At 48.2% G+C, this 16,099-nt stretch carries 14 protein-coding genes; 12 read left to right on the top strand and 2 right to left on the bottom strand.

All coding sequences use genetic code 11. From position 1 onward, the window contains the following. The first annotated feature begins 38 nt into the window (after positions 1-38). The 5 genes from MHH92_RS29035 (at position 39) to MHH92_RS29015 (ending at position 6,995) form a co-directional block, all read left to right on the top strand. A complete protein-coding gene (locus tag MHH92_RS29035; protein ID WP_340907452.1) occupies positions 39-1,202 on the top strand; it encodes a response regulator in 1,164 nt (387 codons plus the stop codon). A gap of 36 nt (positions 1,203-1,238) precedes the next feature. After that, entirely contained in the window at positions 1,239-2,585 is a 1,347-nt protein-coding gene (locus MHH92_RS29030; protein WP_340907451.1) for a cryptochrome/photolyase family protein, read from the top strand. Positions 2,586-2,866: 281 nt separating this feature from the next. Then, entirely contained in the window at positions 2,867-4,039 is a 1,173-nt protein-coding gene (locus MHH92_RS29025; RefSeq protein WP_105600407.1) for an acyltransferase, read from the top strand. 382 nt (positions 4,040-4,421) lie between these two features. Then, the gene (locus MHH92_RS30675; RefSeq protein ID WP_445744691.1) at positions 4,422-6,068 is read left to right on the top strand and encodes an HNH endonuclease; all 1,647 of its coding nucleotides are present in this window, start codon (positions 4,422-4,424) and stop codon (positions 6,066-6,068) included. A gap of 267 nt (positions 6,069-6,335) precedes the next feature. Further along, complete coding sequence (locus MHH92_RS29015) at positions 6,336-6,995, top strand: TVP38/TMEM64 family protein (protein ID WP_076320116.1); 660 nt, start codon at positions 6,336-6,338, stop codon at positions 6,993-6,995. Between the two features lie 282 nt (positions 6,996-7,277). Here the strand turns inward: MHH92_RS29015 and MHH92_RS29010 are convergent, their stop codons facing one another. After that, positions 7,278-7,796, bottom strand: a complete 519-nt coding sequence (locus tag MHH92_RS29010; RefSeq protein ID WP_340907449.1) for a cupin domain-containing protein — start codon at positions 7,794-7,796, stop codon at positions 7,278-7,280. 152 nt (positions 7,797-7,948) lie between these two features. Between MHH92_RS29010 and MHH92_RS29005 the strand changes: the two genes are divergently transcribed. Continuing rightward, a complete protein-coding gene (locus MHH92_RS29005; RefSeq protein WP_340907448.1) occupies positions 7,949-8,950 on the top strand; it encodes an NAD-dependent epimerase/dehydratase family protein in 1,002 nt (333 codons plus the stop codon). Between the two features lie 165 nt (positions 8,951-9,115). On the opposite strand, the gene MHH92_RS29000 is transcribed toward MHH92_RS29005, so the two are convergent. Beyond that, entirely contained in the window at positions 9,116-9,292 is a 177-nt protein-coding gene (locus tag MHH92_RS29000) for a CsbD family protein (RefSeq protein ID WP_074092719.1), read from the bottom strand. Positions 9,293-9,977: 685 nt separating this feature from the next. Here MHH92_RS29000 and MHH92_RS28995 point away from each other — a divergent pair. The 6 genes from MHH92_RS28995 (at position 9,978) to MHH92_RS28970 (ending at position 15,870) form a co-directional block, all read left to right on the top strand. Continuing rightward, positions 9,978-10,424, top strand: coding sequence for a DUF1641 domain-containing protein (locus MHH92_RS28995; protein WP_017691658.1), 447 nt, complete (start codon positions 9,978-9,980; stop codon positions 10,422-10,424). Between the two features lie 24 nt (positions 10,425-10,448). Further along, positions 10,449-11,630 (top strand): NAD(P)/FAD-dependent oxidoreductase, encoded by a 1,182-nt coding sequence (locus MHH92_RS28990; protein ID WP_036606574.1) that lies wholly within the window; start codon positions 10,449-10,451, stop codon positions 11,628-11,630. 316 nt (positions 11,631-11,946) lie between these two features. Next, positions 11,947-12,591, top strand: coding sequence for an SDR family oxidoreductase (locus MHH92_RS28985; RefSeq protein ID WP_340907446.1), 645 nt, complete (start codon positions 11,947-11,949; stop codon positions 12,589-12,591). 55 nt (positions 12,592-12,646) lie between these two features. Further along, the gene (locus MHH92_RS28980) at positions 12,647-13,399 is read left to right on the top strand and encodes a response regulator transcription factor (protein WP_340907445.1); all 753 of its coding nucleotides are present in this window, start codon (positions 12,647-12,649) and stop codon (positions 13,397-13,399) included. Next, the gene (locus MHH92_RS28975; protein ID WP_340907444.1) at positions 13,396-14,772 is read left to right on the top strand and encodes a sensor histidine kinase; all 1,377 of its coding nucleotides are present in this window, start codon (positions 13,396-13,398) and stop codon (positions 14,770-14,772) included. Before MHH92_RS28980 ends, MHH92_RS28975 begins: the two co-directional genes overlap by 4 nt. A 297-nt stretch (positions 14,773-15,069) precedes the next feature. Continuing rightward, positions 15,070-15,870, top strand: a complete 801-nt coding sequence (locus MHH92_RS28970) for a PepSY domain-containing protein (RefSeq protein ID WP_340907443.1) — start codon at positions 15,070-15,072, stop codon at positions 15,868-15,870. Positions 15,871-16,099: the final 229 nt, after the last annotated feature.

Genomic DNA, 16,099 nt, shown 5'->3' with positions numbered 1-16,099 from the left:
TCCTATTGAATCTTTCATAGCAGGAGGCTAAAAGAACGGTGAGAGCCATTGTGATCGATGATGAGAAGCCAGCGCAGCTTCATCTGGAGCGACTACTACGAACGGACGGAAGAATTACACCCGTGCAATGTTTTTCAACAGCTCGTGATGGTCTGCATTTTCTGGCAAAGGAACGTGTAGATGTTGTATTTTTGGACATTGGAATGCCCGAGATGAATGGCCTGGAAGCGGCTGAATATATACAGCAATTGGATCAGAGTATTCGTATTATCTTTGTTACGGCATATGCGGACCATGCAGTGGAAGCATTTGAGCTGCATGCACTGGATTATGTACTGAAACCGGTAAGCTCCGCCCGATTGGCCAAAACCGTTGATCGAATCGCGGGCATAATGTCGCATCATTCCCAAGTTGCAGCCACCGCCGAGGTAAAGGGATCGGAACCCGTACCTGTGGAGTTGGATACTGAAGTTCCGGGGCTGCTTACGTTCAAACATCTGGATATCTACAGAAGTTTGGATCAGGGTGCCAAGAAACATAAGTGGCGCACAACCAAATCACAGGAATTGTTTGCTTTTTTGTTCCATCACAGGGAAGAATGGGTAAGCAAGGAGATTTTGTTGGATAAGTTATGGGGTGATGTTTCCCAGGAAAAGGGATTAACCCATCTACATACATCCGTGTACCAGATTCGAAAGCTGCTTAAGGAATGGAACATGACGGGCAAGCTGGAGTACAATATGAACCGTTATCGTCTGTTAGCAGGCAATCTGGTAAGTGATGTGGACCAATTTGAAAAATCCATGGTCTACAACGTCATCACATCAGACAATGTCGATGACTTGAGGCATATGATTCCGCTTTATCGTGGCGATTATCTGGAAGAGCATGACTATCGTTGGGCACAGGCCAAAGCAAGGGAACTCAGACGCAAGTATACAGGGCTGGTTATGGATATCGCGAGATGGGACATGGAGCATGGTCGTGGCAAGGAAGCGATTGAGCAATTAACGATATTGCAGGAACGGGAGCCTTATTCGGAAGAAATCTGCCGACTCATGATGGAAGTGTATGCATCCATGGATGATCAGCAAGGCATACTTCGTTTATATCATACATTTACATTGACATTAAATGAGGATCTGGGGTATCAGCCCGAGCCCGAAACAAGCAGGTTATATCAGAACCTGACGGACAAATAAACGTATGTAACGTAAGTTCAGACAGGAGGGTGAGGCATGAAGCTATTCATACACCGCAAAGACTTGCGTACGGATGATCTGGCCGCATTCGATTATTTGCGGGAAAACCAAGAAGAGAGTGTGCATGTTCTCATCTATGATGCATTCCTCCTGCGGCAAGGCCGAGAGAAGGAACACAGCGGTGTGAATTTCAGGCAGCATGCAGCGGAATTAGGCAGACGTTATCTTGAAGCCAAACGAAAACTGCATGTTGCTTATGGCAAACCGGCTGAAGTGGTTGAATTCATCCTGAACGAATTCAAAGGTGAGATTGACGAAATTGTGGTCCATCGGGACATGACGCCATATGCAATCGAGCGGGATAGGGCCATACGCAAAGTCAGTGAGGCGCATGAGGTTTCGTTCACACAACTGACGGATCATCTGTTGATGGATCTGAATGGATTTGCCAATTTTACAGGCAAGTCGGATCCTTATAAAGTATTTGCGGCTTTTCATCGGCGTTGGGTGGAATTCATGAATGAACATCCCAACCCTCCTTCGGCAACAACGGTTGCAGCGTTGAAGGTGAGTGATCGTCAGATTGAATGGCCGGATGCAATGCAGGTACCTCCGGAGTTGCTGGAGGGCAGTGGTTCGAATGACGAGGACCCGCATCTGCTGTTGGATCAATTTTTGTCGGATCGAATTGCTGAATACGGGGATCATCGGGATGAATATGAGGCGTACGAGCCGAGTCATCTCAGTTCTTACGTAGCTGTGGGAGCTGTATCCATTCGCAAAATGTATGATGCGGCGAGTCGCACGGCTGAGGCTGGGGAATGGATCAGGCAGTTGTGCTTCCGCGATTTCTATCTGTATCGGGCGGTCTATGAGAGTCACTATTTTACATATGAAAAGGTGTACGATCTCTCGGCTCTCCATGATGATTACTTTGAACGGTGGTGCAAGGCGGAGACAGGCATTCCGATTATTGATGCAGCGATGACGGAACTGAATGAAACCGGACATATGCCAAACCGGCTGCGGATTCTCACGGCAATGTTTCTCACCAAAAACCTGCAATGCCCATTCACCTTGGGCGAAGCTTATTTCAGGCGTAAGCTGCGTGACTATGATAACATTCAAAACCGAGGTAACTGGTTATGGTGTGCCTCGCTTGGGGAGAATGCGGCTCCGTATTTTCGCGTGAACAATCCGGTAACACAATCCGAGAAGTATGATCCGCAAGGTGATTATATTCGCAAGTGGTTGCCTGAATTGAAGGATCTGCATAGCAAGGACATCCATCAGCCGCGCAAGGATGCCATTGTTGATCTGAAGGCATCGAGACAGGCAGCTATTGACGTGTATAAACAGATTCTGGCGAGTCGTGCGAAGTAGACTCAGTCAGGGCGGGATGTATGCCCAAACCCAAATTTACCATTCTCATCCGGTTGATCCAATATTCATTTGGTTGAGAGCAGGATGTTCCACAGACCGCGTACTCGCGGTCTTTTTTACATATATAGACATGAAAATAGTGTGAAATGTGTTGAAAATTTAGGAATTGTTAAGAAAATGGACTATCCATCTTAAGCATTATGGCTTTTAATAGATAGAGAGCTTTATTGTATTAAGTCATATCTGACATATTGACGAACACATTAAGGAGAAACGTAAACATGAGTGAAACACTGAAAAGAGAGCGAATTCCAGAACTGAATCTGGTGCGTGCCATGGCAATTATCGGCGTACTGTGCGTGCATTCCACGTCCTATGCGACGGTGGACATGACGGGTTCAGGCTACTACTGGCTGTACAACTTTATTAATATCTTTATGAAATATGGTACGCCAACCTTTATTTTTATGAGCAGTTTTGTACTGTTCTATAACTATTATTCACGTCCACTGGATAAGAAACTCGTGAGTAACTTCTACAAGAAAAGATTTGTGTATATTTTGCTTCCTTATTTCCTTTTTTCATTAATGTATTTTGTGTTGCTGCATTTCACGCATTATCAGGGCCGACCTTTCGGCGAATCGGCAGTAAGTTTTATCACGAAATTGTTTACAGGTAAAGCCTATACACATCTGTACTTTGTGTTTATTAACATGCAATTTTATCTGTTATTCCCATTGGTGTTATGGTTGCTTAAGAAATATCCTTCTGTGGTGAAATGGTCTGTTCCGATTGGACTATTGATTCAATGGGCATTCATCGTAAGTAATAAATATGGATTCCAGGTACCCAACAAGGGAAGCTGGGCGTTCTCATACTTTTCCTATTTCATGCTGGGTGCTTTTATCGGGGTATATTTCCCTAAAATCAAGCAATGGTTTGTCATCAGTCGGGCCAATGCAACCAAAGGACGCGTAGCTTCATGGATTCTGCTCTGGGCGGTCTGGATCATTGCCGGACTTGGCCATGTGTATATCTATTACCTGCTGCGTCTGAAGATCGCAACGTATAACACACTGTGGTATGAATTCTTCTGGAATGTGCATACCTTTGCTTGTGCGCTGGTGCTTATCCAGATTGCCTATCTGCTCTATCGCAAAGGGCCTTCACTCATCGTCAAGCCGCTGAATCGGCTTGGGGCATTGTCCTTTGGCATCTATCTGATCCATCCCTTCTTCCTGCTGGTGTATCGTGAATTTCCACCGCAAACAGGTGTTTCTTGGTTAGTGCATCTGTGGTATGCCGGAGGATTCGGTGTAGCTCTAATCGCTTCGTGGATCGTCGTTGGATTGACGGCAAGGTTTGTTCCATATGCATGGGTCATCTTTGGCAATCTGCCAAAACCCAAACCACGTCTCGTCCCACAACAGAACTCGGGCCAACTGGACGTTTGATAAGATACATTTCCAACACAGGAATAATAAACCGTTTCTTGGTCGACCTTAGGGGAGAGCGGGAAGCGGTTTTTTCGTCTATACAGATATGCTGGATGTGGGGAACGAGTGTTTCTTTTTCATGTATGCGGGGTAATCATAAGGCGGAACGATAATACATTATGGATAACAGGATTAAGGTGAATATAATGACAACATGCGAAAAATGCGGGAGACCGATGCAGGATATATTGGAATATGTGGAACACATTCTTCACGAATGCAGTGAACAGACACAGGAGTACAACTCGAAAGATTATCAGGCCTATGGCCATGAGGGTGTTCACGAGCAGATGTGATACAATAGAAAGAAACCGGATTCATACGGAACCGAGGTGACAACATGGAGACGGGTCCAGCCCCTTTCCGGCAAGGAAAGACGGAACAAGAAGCGCGACTGAGCAAAACGTGTATGTATTGCGGACAACAGCGGCCGATGTCCGAATTCCGGCGCAGAACCGGAAAGCGGGCAGGTCCCGGAGCCAGGCGTGGAGCCTGCCGCAGCTGTCGCCAGCTTGGTGGACAGGCTGACCACGAGTCAGGTTCAAGCGTGAGCGGACGAACGAATGAACGGATCGAGCATCAACGGGATGGCTTGGAGACACGTGCTGTTACTGCCAGACCCTCTGCATCTGCGAGAGATGAGGCAGGTCGTACCTCCCATGGTATGGAGCAGGGATCAGCTACGGTGTCTGAGTCTGACAGAAGTCTGTTGTCTCAACCGTCAGCATGTTCATCGTCATCTTCGGATGACGATGAACATGCTGACTTGGTGACTTCCTCACCCTCTTCTTCGGGTATTCGGAAGAAGAGGAGAAGACGGAGGAAGAGCAAGCGATCAGAGAGCATAACGGGCAATGAGCTGAGAGATACGAGTCTGGAGCATGATGGTTTGGCGGGTGAGGTAGGAGATGAGCCACAACCAGGTGAGCATTGGCGTGGGGAAGAAGGGCATTCGCACGGGCATGCTACTGCGAATGAAAAAGGCAGTGCACAGCGGGCTGGCGCGCGAGCAGCCGCTGCAGTGCAGGCCGCCGAGCAGACTGCGGCGGCCCACCAGGCTCTGCTGCCGGCTGAGCCGCAAGGCCCGGCAGCAGAGCCCATGGCTGTGGATCAACCGACCGCAGCCAAACGCAAGCGCAAGCGGCGCCGCAAGCGTGCTGCCGCGCTCGCGCCCGGCGCAGGGCAGGCCCGCAGCGTAGCTGCTGAGGCCCATGCGCCGGCCCTGAGCGACCGTGGCGCTGCCACCACGGTCGCTGCGCCTACGGCGGCGGAGGCACAGCCTGCCGCCACCGGGCGCGAGCCCGGGCAAGCGCCGGGGGCTGCTGCGGAGGCAGGGCCTCCTGCGCCCGTGCGCCAGCCTGGCTCGCCAGGGTCCAAGCCGCGCCAGGCGCGCAAGGAGCGTGCGCCCAAGGCGAGCGGCGAAGACGCTGCCCGCGTTGCATCCGGGCAGCGACCCGCGCACGCCAGCCGTAGTCACGGGGCTGGCACGGATGGCCGTCCCCGCCGCCAGACCCCGTCGGCCCCGGTCGCTATCGACCCGGAAGATCCGGCTTCGCTCCGGACCAACCGGCAAGGCATGGTACGGATGAGAGGTAAGACGGACAAAGGCAGACGCTGGCATCAGGAAGTGGACATGGAGCTGGCGGTCACGCTGGTGAAGGAAAAAGCCGCTGTGGTGGTCAATCGGTACACGATTCGCCGATTGTTCAGCAACAAGGATTTCAAACGGTTTATTCTGACTCGGGATCACTACACCTGTTACTTCTGTGGATCGTATGGAGATACAATTGACCATCTGCTGCCGCGTGCCAAAGGTGGACATACCACTCCGCTCAACTGTGTCTGCGCCTGTAATCTGTGCAACCAGTCCAAAGCAGCGATGGATGCCGAAGAGTTCATGCGTTCCGGTATTCCCGAATGGAATGCTGCCCACCAGGCAGAATTGATTGAACTGGCCATGCAGGAAGCACAGCTGGAAGAAGGATAAATGCCCCGAAGATGGAATCGGGGTTTTGATATAAAGAGCACACCAAGACCACAGAGGTCGAGGTGTGCTTTTTTGATTTAATTTTGATTGGGGTGGGAAGTCAGTTCGCTGTGCAATAATTTCTTCAAATTGACAACGGTGTTCATCGAAGATGTACGTTATACTGGGAGGGAGTTACTAAAGAAGCTTCATCATCCATAGGAATGATGAAATGTATAGTGAACATCAAACCTGAGAACTTAGACTGTATAGATTGGATGGATGCAGATGACCCCGGCAGCATTAGACATTATGTCCTATATTACGGAAGAAAATATTCGTTTCTGGCTGGAGAAGTTTCGCTCCCTGGGCCCGTTACCGGGAATTTTGCTTACGTTTATGAAATCATTTGTACCACCACTTCCAACGCTGTTGATTGTGGGCGTAAACGGTGCGGTATATGGTCTGTGGGCAGGATTTATATATTCATGGATCGGTATGGTCCTCGGTTGTACCGTTACGTTCCTGATCGTACGGGAGATTGGGAAATCCGCTTTTGTAGAGCGATGGGCACGCAAACCTCGTGTGCAACGCAGCATGGTATGGATTCGAAGGAATGCATTCAGTTATGTTTTTCTGCTGAGTATCTTCCCGGTAGGTCCGTTTGTCATTATTAACGTGGCGGCAGGTATCGCACGAATGCGATTATTATCTTTCCTGCTTGCGGTGGGCTGTGGTAAAGCGATCATGATCTTCTCTGTTACGTATATCGGTTCCAATGTGGAACAATTTCTGGAGCACCCAATACGCTGGGTAGGCGTATTGCTGTTTATTGCGGTATCCCTGTGGGCAAGCCGCAAACTGGAGCGACACTTTACCCGGTCATCGTCTGATGGTGAAGATCTACATGATCTGAATCAACCCGCTGGAAAATCGATCTCCTCCTAGTTTGGGGGTACAGTGGTATATCTGTTTGGTATTTATGAATTACCTGAGATGGAAGGTAGGCCACATGCGATGAGGTACTACAGTATCCGACTTGCGAGTATGGAGCGGAACTAAAATTTGCTGGCGTGCGATAGATTAGAAATTAAAGAAAAACATATAGACTGTACTCCGGCATGATTCTCCTACTTGTCCGGGGAACAGTCTATTTTTCATGCTTGATTACTGGAACGACTTCTCCTGTGCATTGTCCAATAACACTCGTCTTTATGATCTTCATTTGTATTATGATTTCTTCCCATTCCAGATTTCTAGTAGCGGTCCGTGCTGCCCATAGACGGGATCGGTATCCGGGATCGGAACCTCTCGGATTTCCTGAAGAGCCTTGGCACGGTCGCCTTCCTCACCTTTGCGTGTGTTGTAACTCATGCCGCCCGGATAAGCACCGGCAATACGAAAATCAGTGCTGGACTCCAGACGTTTATGCCCTGTTCCAGCGGGAAGCACGACAACGTCGCCTGTTTGAAGGTAAACTTTCTGACCATTTTCTCCGCCTAAAATCAGTTTCACGAATCCACTCACCACAGCAAGAGCCTCATGAGCATTACTATGATAATGATGATAATTGAACACACCATTCAACCAGCTATTTCCCCATCCATTACGGTTCAGCAACGATTCTGCGTGAAGGGCCTCTTCAGCCCATACGTTCTTATACAAAAGCACAGGCAGGGTCGGATGATTGGGAATTACACCGTCATCCTGAAGGAATAACGTCTCTATGTCCTTTTTCCGTTCATTCATCTCACATCACCTCACTATAAATTACCCGATAAACTCAAGGACGAACAAAAAACAATTGTAAAATGATACAAAATGTATCATTTTAAGGTTATACTCAGTACATATACTCTCTTCATTGCACTCGTTGTATAAATCGCAAGGGGGAATCGTGTGTGAACATTGTTATTACAGGGGCTTCTGGATTTGTGGGATTTAATCTTTCACAGTATTTGGCGCAAAAGGGGCATCAAATTACCCTTCTGGATCGGGATGATTATTGTCAGAGGCTTGTTCATATCTCTCCTCTGCATGAGATGCCGTTCATCTGTTGTGACCTTGCATCGGACCGGATTCATCTACCTCCAGGAACAGATTACATTATCCATCTGGCTGCCATGCCACACGTGGATTATTCGTATCATCAGCCAGGGGAAGTTTTCCGCAATAATACACTTAGCACACAGTCTATCCTGCAATATGCTACGGAACATCACATTCCAGTCTTGCTGGCTTCATCCGTTGAAGTGTATGGCGGCGATTGGGGCAGAGTCTATCATGAATCAGATCCGTATGCACCTGTCTCACCTTATTCCGCGTCCAAAGTTGCGTGTGAAATGCTGGCTCACTCCTATGCTCAATGTTACCAGCTTCCAGTCAAACTCTTTCGTTTGACCAACCTCTATGGTCCATGGCAGTTGCCAGACCGTATTATTCCCCGAAATTTTGGTCGGATGTTGGACGGACTGCCTCTGGATATTCAGGGATCGGCAGTGCGTGATTTCTTGTATGTAGATGATGCCCTCCGGGCCATTGAACAGATCATGCTGAAAGGCAAAGACGGACAGGTCTACAACATATCAACAGGGCTTGGAACAACCATGCAGGAGATCGGGGAGATATTGAAACCAATGGATCGATCCGTAGCTGCTGTAGAGATTCGGGAGCAAGAACCAACCCAGTCCAGAGGGTCGAGTCTGGTCGTACATTCAGGCAGATTGCGAGCGGAATTGGGTTGGTTACCACAAACCACGTTGGAAAAGGGATTGGAAAAAACCTTCCGTTGGTATCAGGAACATCCCGAATGGGTCAGACAGTTCAGCCGTGAATACCATACAACAAGGGAAACGCGCAGTTTCATTATCGATATGGCAAGATACGCAGTTCCAGCAGTATAAAATGAACAAAAAAAGCCAGGGAAGGGTGTATTGAGTAACACCTTCCTTGGCTTTTTTGCGCCTCCGTCTCATTTTCGGATAGCTTCCGAACACGGACGGTCAGGCTATTTTAAAATAATCTATTGCACGAAATCTTCGTGCTGTTGGACCTCACATTAAAAGGATCTAGTGATGATCTTTTTTAATGTCGGCAATTTTATCCTGTACAGCACCTTTGGCTTTGTCTTTTTTACCCTCAGCCTGAAGGGATCTGTTGTTGGTTGCATTACCGATCTGATCCTTCACTTCGCCTTTGGCTTTATTTACGCCTGCTTTGATTTTGTCGCCAGTTGAATTACTCATATCGAACATCTCCTTCGTTTCTGGTGTAGTCCTTATTAACCGGGATGTCCGCATTCTAAACGCAATGGCTTTGTTCCAAGTTTTGCATTCGTGACGCAAGAGGTTCATACTTGAAATAGAAAAGATGTCTCAATGATGGAATAAGGCTGAGCCCAACGCTGCATAATAACGACAGTGACCAATTTCGTTGCATGAAAATTGTGATATTGGAAAACAATTCCTGAACATTTGGATAAGCGAATCCTTCCTTGTGTACATATCGCACATCTGGTCATATGTGATCTTGTCTTAATACCACATGTGGTAGGAATACGGATCTTGGACAGGAGGATCGGCGGCGTTAGCTTGCCTGAATGGGTTGACAAAAAAATCGATTTTGTTACAATGTTCACAATATCTTCACAAGTGTAAAAAATTTCTTTTTCATGTTCATGTGTAAGAGGTGTAATATAAGGGTATAGAGTTCGGTTTCGGCCTGCTTGTCGTTTTGTGCGTCAACACATGTTGTCCGCAATAGATCCAAGATACAATGCATGATATGGGAGTGGCCCTGAGCTACGCTCATCCTATTGTGTGAAATTTGGTACATTTAAATGTATTCGATGTATTTTGTGGTTCGGCTCTGCTTGACAGGCATCATGAAAGTCGCGGACTTCTATCCCAAAGTAAAGGAGGACTTTCTCTTATGTCACAATCGCCTACTCAACAAGAGGTGCCAGTTACAGAAGGTGCCAACGTTTCCGAGCGCCAGTCCTTGGACGTTCTGGATCAACTGATGAAGCCTGAGGTACAGGAGTCTTTAACCGTTCTGGTGGAGAACCTGCCTAAATTGGCTGAAATGGTTACTGCTATGACAAAAGCTTATGACTTTGCACAAAGTGTAGCAACAGACAAAGTTCTGATCAGCGACACAATGAGCGCAATGGGCGAGTTCGCTAAGCCTGTTGTAGACAAAGCTAAAGGTGTAGCTTCTGCTGCCATCGAAGCCAATGACCGTGCGCAAACAGAGCAAACTTCAGTTGGCTTGTTCGCTATGCTGAAAATGCTTAAAGATCCAAACGTACAACAATCGCTTCGTTTTGCTCAATCTTTCTTGAGCATCTTGAACGAGCGTCAACAACCGAAACGTTAAGACTTAGAAGAACGGAGGATGGATATGTCGAAGCAAATTTTGATCTTGGGTGGAGGATACGGCGGTCTGTTGACTGCATTGACTGCGCGTCAATACTTGTCTCCGGAAGAAGCGACAATTACTGTCGTGAACCGTTACCCTACACACCAAATTATCACGGAACTGCACCGTCTTGCAGCGGGAAGCATTGCTGAACAAGCAGTTGCTCTTCCACTTGAAAAATTGCTGCGTGGCAAAAACGTGAACTTGAAAATCGATACGGTGGATACAATTAAGCCGGACGAGAAAAAAGTTCTGATGACCAGCGGCTCCACATACTCTTATGATGCACTTGTCGTTGCCTTGGGCAGCGAAACGGCATTCTTCGGAATTCCGGGATTGCAAGAGTACAGCTTCACGCTCAAATCGGTTAGCGATGCAAACCGTATTCGTGCACACGTTGAAGCACGTCTTGATGCTTACAAACAGTCCGGCAACAAAGCAGACGCTACGTTTGTTATTGGTGGCGGCGGCTTGACAGGTATTGAGCTTGTTGGCGAATTCGCTGACCTGCTTCCTGCTGTATGTCAAGAAAAAGGCATCGACTTCAAAGAAGTATCCCTGTACACAGTTGAAGCAGGTCCTTCCATCCTGGCAGGATTCCCGCCAGAGCTGGTTGAACGTGCTAAATCAAGTCTTGAGAAACGTGGCGTTAACTTCATCGTTGGCGTAGCGATTACCGAGATGAAAGAAAACGAAGTTCTGCTGAAAGACGGCAGCTCCATCCCTACGAACACACTCGTATGGACAGGTGGCGTACAAGGCAACGCTGTTGTTGCTAACAGCGGAATTGAAGTGGATCGTGGCCGTGCGAAAGTTACGGAAGTTCTGCAATCTACTTCTCACAAAGACGTGTTTGTTGCTGGTGACAGCGCAGTGGTCTTCCCTAGCGAAGGCGCTCGCCCTTACCCTCCAACAGCACAATTGGCTTGGCAAATGGGTGAGACTATTGGTCACAACTTGGGCGTTATGTTCAAAGGTGGCGCAATGGAATCCTTCACACCAGTATTCTCCGGTACGCTGGGAAGTCTGGGTCGTAAAGATGCTGTCGGCATGATCGGTGGCAACCAGACTCGTCTGAAAGGTCTGCCTGCAACCATGATGAAAGAAGCAAGTAACATCCGTTACCTGGCTCATATTCACGGTTTGTTCGCACTGGCTTACTAATCTTAATGCCATTCAAGGGCGCCCTTTGGGCGTCCTTTTTGGTTGTCACGATTACAAAGAATAACAGATATTCAGATGGAAAAAAGATGCGGCAGAAGTAGTCGATGTGAGGTCGCGTATAAATTACCTAAGGGATATGGCATATTAATGGAGCAACGGAAGACTTCACATTTCATAGATGTACTGAACGGACATGAACCTGGAAGCCGGCGCTTAGAAGCGCCGGCTTTCGTTTAAATTATAGGATGAGCATCTTTAAATAAAAGGAACGGGGAGCAACAACAAGCAGACCGTTCAACTGAGAGGAGAATGACGTATGAACGTTTTAGTTATAGGAGCAAATGGACAAATCGGTAAGTTTGTGGTGGAGCAGCTGGCACAGGAAGGCAAACATAAAGTAACGGCTATGATCCGCAAACCGGAGCAGGCGGATGCACTGAAGGAACTCGGTGCAGATGTGGTAATTGGTGACCTGGAGGGTAGTGTGGAGGACTTGGCTGAGGCAATGAAGGATCATAATGCGATTGTGTTTACGGCGGGTTCTGGCGGATCTACCGGTCAGGACAAAACACTGCTGATTGATCTTGACGGTGCGGTGAAAACGATGGAAGCCGCAGAGCAGCAAGGAATCTCCAGATATATTCTGGTCAGTGCGTATGGCGCAGATCAACGGGAGAAATGGTCAGAGTCCATTAAGCCTTATTACGTGGCGAAGCATTATGCGGATCGTGTGTTGTTTGCAAGTGATCTCAATTACACGATTATACGTCCAGGTGGTCTCAAGAATGAACCGGGCACAGGCAAGATTGCAGTTGGAACCGATCTGGAGCCGGGGAGCATCCCACGTGAAGATGTAGCCCGTGTAATCGTGGCTTCTTTGCAGGAAGAGAAGACGTACCGGATGGCCTTTGATCTGGTTGCCGGGGAGCATCCCGTTGAAGATGCCTTGGGCAAATTGTAAATGTTATTGTAAGATAACGGGAGAATGAAATGATGGGGATGAGGGGGAGCGCTGCATGAACGAAGCCGTGCTGGTCATAGAGGATGAGCCCAAAATAGCACGTCTGCTGGAACTGGAGCTACAGTATGAGGGATATCAGGTAGGCAAGGCAGGCAGTGGAACAGAAGGATTGGAGAAGTATGCAGACGGACAATGGGATCTGATTCTGCTGGATGTGATGTTGCCTGGTCTGAGTGGAATTGAAGTGTTGCGGCGAGTTCGGGCCAAAGATGCTACGGTTCCGATCATTATGCTCACTGCCAAAGATTCTGTAGAAGACAAAGTATCCGGCCTGGATCTCGGAGCCAATGACTACATCACCAAACCGTTCCAGATTGAAGAGCTACTTGCGAGAGTTCGGGCTGCATTGCGGCTTAGTGCAGTGGCGTCTGTTGTTTCTTCCGCTTCTTCTACACCTGCTGATACAGGGACTGACTCTTCTGGGCATCAGGCTGAAGCTGAGGCAGGCTGGTTGACGGCTGCCGGGTTGAAACTAAATGAAGGAACGCGAGAGGTATCCCGAGATGGTGTGGCCATTGAGCTTACTCCACGTGAGTTCGACCTGCTCGTGTATCTGCTTCAGAATCAACGTCAGGTGCTCAGTCGTGACCAGATTGTGCAGACCGTGTGGGGATATGATTATTATGGAGATACTAATGTGGTGGATGTGTACATCCGTTATGTGCGCAAAAAGGTGGATAACGGATTCACACCACCCTTAATACATACCGTACGGGGCGTAGGATACGTCCTGAAGGAACAGTTATGAGCCTGCGCAGTAAAATCTACGGATATTCGTCTGTATTATTTGCTGTGCTGTTAATCGCGGTGAACCTGTCGGTCTACATCGTGTTTGAACGAATGTCGATTGATAACGAGGTTAATCGGGTGGAAGCGGAAGCGGAGTCTATTGTCAAAGGAGTGCGTCAGTCTGCCGGCTCCATTCCGCCGGATGACTTGTTACGGGCCTACGCGCCTGTGAACGGCATGCTCCGGATTGTTAATGAAGACGGCACCAGTTCCCCAGTGACGACAACAGCAGCTTCTGAGCAGCTGAGCAAGCTGCCCTATAAGTACGAAAGTGAGAAGAAATCGGAGTATACCCAAGTTGAGCAGATTGGTTATGTGTGGGTATCAGTCCCGGTCATCTGGCCTGATGGCGAGGTGGTGAATGTACAGGTCACCGAGAGCATTGCAGAGACGGAGAATCGTCTGTCTGTACTTCGAACTGTGCTTGTGGCGGTCACGATTATTGCTCTCATTCCAGCCATTATCTCCAGCCGGATTCTGGCGAATCGGATGACCAGACCGATTCAGCAGATGACACGTACAATGAGTGACATTCAGTCCAGTGGCCAATTCAAGCGTCTTCCACTGGAGGAAGGGTCTAAGGATGAACTGAAAACGATGGGACAGACGTTCAACCGGATGATGGATCTGCTCGAATCCAACTTTGAGCGACAGGAGCGATTTGTATCCGATGCATCTCATGAGCTCAAAACACCGCTAACCATTATTGAGAGCTACGCCAGTCTGCTACAGCGGCGAGGAAAAGAGAAGCCCGAGGTATTTGATGAAGCGGTGGAAGCGATTCTGTCCGAATCGGTTCGCATGCGAGAGATGACCGAGCAACTGTTACTGCTCGCGAAGCAGCCAGAGCAGTGGAATGTACAGTTGGAGCGTGTGGATATCACGAGACTGGCTACAGACTCCACACGTGCGTTTCGCGAAGCCTATCACCGTGAAGTCCGGTGTGAAGATCCAGGTCCAATCTGGGCGATCAGCGATGAGAGTAAGCTGAAGCAGCTTTTGTTTATTTTGCTGGATAATGCCCGGAAGTATAGTGAGGATGCAATTGAAGTCAGGCTGGAAGCCAAGGGGCAAGAGTGCCGTATTCGGATTGTGGATACCGGGATTGGTATGCGGGAGGACGAGCTGGAGAAGGTATTTGACCGATTCTACCGGGTTGATCCGGCCAGAACACGCAGCTTAGGGGCAAGTGGTTCAGGTCTGGGATTGTCACTCGCCAAAGAGCTTGCAGGAGCAGTTGGAGCACGGATCGAACTGACCAGCACCGAGGGTGAAGGCACCGAGGCTTCAATTATTTTGCCTTTATCGGTTCAGAACAGGCCTCTCTCATGAAATTCTCATTCTTCTCTTATATACTAAATAAACTGAACTAAAGATTGTTCACACTGACACTACGATGACAGAACAACCTTCCAATCGCTGTTATCCCCAGATTTTTTGAATCCCTTTTCTCAAGGGGAAAATCCGGGGATAAAGGCGAACGCTTCGCTTTTTCAGGTTTTTTCTGTCCTCTCCGTTACTGTGTAAAAGATTAGTTCATTTTATGTAGTAGCCATTGGAAACTAAACTCAGACCGAATATATAACAGATAAACTCGGGCTATTGGGAGAGTTATAAGGGGGAAACGTGATGACAGAACATGAGCAGCGACCACCGGAGATGAAACGGCATGAACAGGGGAACAGCGGATGGGCAAAATCGCGAAGGTCACTCTGGTGGGGTGCAGGGCTTCTCGTTGTGCTGATTGTGGCAGTTGTGGTGTGGTGGAAGCCTTGGCAATCGACTGGTGCGGTACTTACGGCAGATGCGGCAGCACAATCGGTGCTTGATCAATATCCAGGAGAGATTGTAAATTCGACGTTGAAGGACGGGACGTATATCATGCAGCTCCGTTCGGAGACCGGCCTATATGATGTGCAAGTGGATGCCGTTACAGCTGCTGTGAATTCCATTAAACGGCTGGAGTCGAACCCGCAAGCGGAAGAGAAGACGTTATGGAGCCGCGAGCAGATCAAGACGGCGTTGTTAAAACAACAGACAGATAACCAATTGGTCTCGCTTGAACTTGTGGAGCAGCAAGGCAGTCCGGTATACACCGCGGTAGTGAAGGCAAAGGATAACAGTCGTGAAGAACTCACGATTGATCCATACACGGGAGAGACGATAGCTTCCAAAACAATAGCAGCCCCGACAACTGAACCAACCAAGGATGATCCCAAACCTCAGTTTCTGAGCGAGAAACAAGCCAAACAGAAGGCACTTGCGGAGGTTCCGGGGGAAGTGGACGACATCGAACTGCGTGGAACCAACAGCGGGGATCCATATTATTTGGTTGAAATTGATTTGGAGGATGGCCGGGAGGCTATTGTGCAAGTGAATGCCATCTCAGGAGCAATTCGTTCGGTGACTTGGGATGAGGACGATGATTAACATTTGTACAGGAATCCATTGAATATAGAGTTACACCTTGTTGGATAGATGATTCCTAATGTAGGGGTCATCTTTTTCATTTCTTTTAGATTACATACATAATGAACACTCATTAAATGAGCATTCTCTTCATTTTCTCATCAAATTCTAATCTAACTCTCGCTGATCTCTCATTCCTGCAGGTTATTCTATAAATGTAGACGAGAACGAAACAACAACAACGAGGAGA

This window comes from Paenibacillus sp. FSL M7-1414, assembly GCF_038003195.1.
Classification (GTDB): Bacteria; Bacillota; Bacilli; order Paenibacillales; family Paenibacillaceae; genus Paenibacillus; species Paenibacillus amylolyticus.
The sequence above is the reverse complement of the archived record's forward strand: the minus strand, read 5'-3'. Positions and strand labels throughout refer to the sequence as shown.

Coding starts and splice junctions, on each gene's coding strand:
- MHH92_RS29030 (WP_340907451.1), top strand. CDS start 1,239: ATGAAGCTATTCATACACCGCAAAGACTTGCGTACGGATGATCTGGCC.
- MHH92_RS29025 (WP_105600407.1), top strand. CDS start 2,867: ATGAGTGAAACACTGAAAAGAGAGCGAATTCCAGAACTGAATCTGGTG.
- MHH92_RS30675 (WP_445744691.1), top strand. CDS start 4,422: ATGGAGACGGGTCCAGCCCCTTTCCGGCAAGGAAAGACGGAACAAGAA.
- MHH92_RS29015 (WP_076320116.1), top strand. CDS start 6,336: ATGACCCCGGCAGCATTAGACATTATGTCCTATATTACGGAAGAAAAT.
- MHH92_RS29010 (WP_340907449.1), bottom strand. CDS start 7,796: ATGAATGAACGGAAAAAGGACATAGAGACGTTATTCCTTCAGGATGAC.
- MHH92_RS29000 (WP_074092719.1), bottom strand. CDS start 9,292: ATGAGTAATTCAACTGGCGACAAAATCAAAGCAGGCGTAAATAAAGCC.
- MHH92_RS28995 (WP_017691658.1), top strand. CDS start 9,978: ATGTCACAATCGCCTACTCAACAAGAGGTGCCAGTTACAGAAGGTGCC.
- MHH92_RS28990 (WP_036606574.1), top strand. CDS start 10,449: ATGTCGAAGCAAATTTTGATCTTGGGTGGAGGATACGGCGGTCTGTTG.
- MHH92_RS28985 (WP_340907446.1), top strand. CDS start 11,947: ATGAACGTTTTAGTTATAGGAGCAAATGGACAAATCGGTAAGTTTGTG.
- MHH92_RS28980 (WP_340907445.1), top strand. CDS start 12,647: ATGAACGAAGCCGTGCTGGTCATAGAGGATGAGCCCAAAATAGCACGT.
- MHH92_RS28975 (WP_340907444.1), top strand. CDS start 13,396: ATGAGCCTGCGCAGTAAAATCTACGGATATTCGTCTGTATTATTTGCT.
- MHH92_RS28970 (WP_340907443.1), top strand. CDS start 15,070: ATGACAGAACATGAGCAGCGACCACCGGAGATGAAACGGCATGAACAG.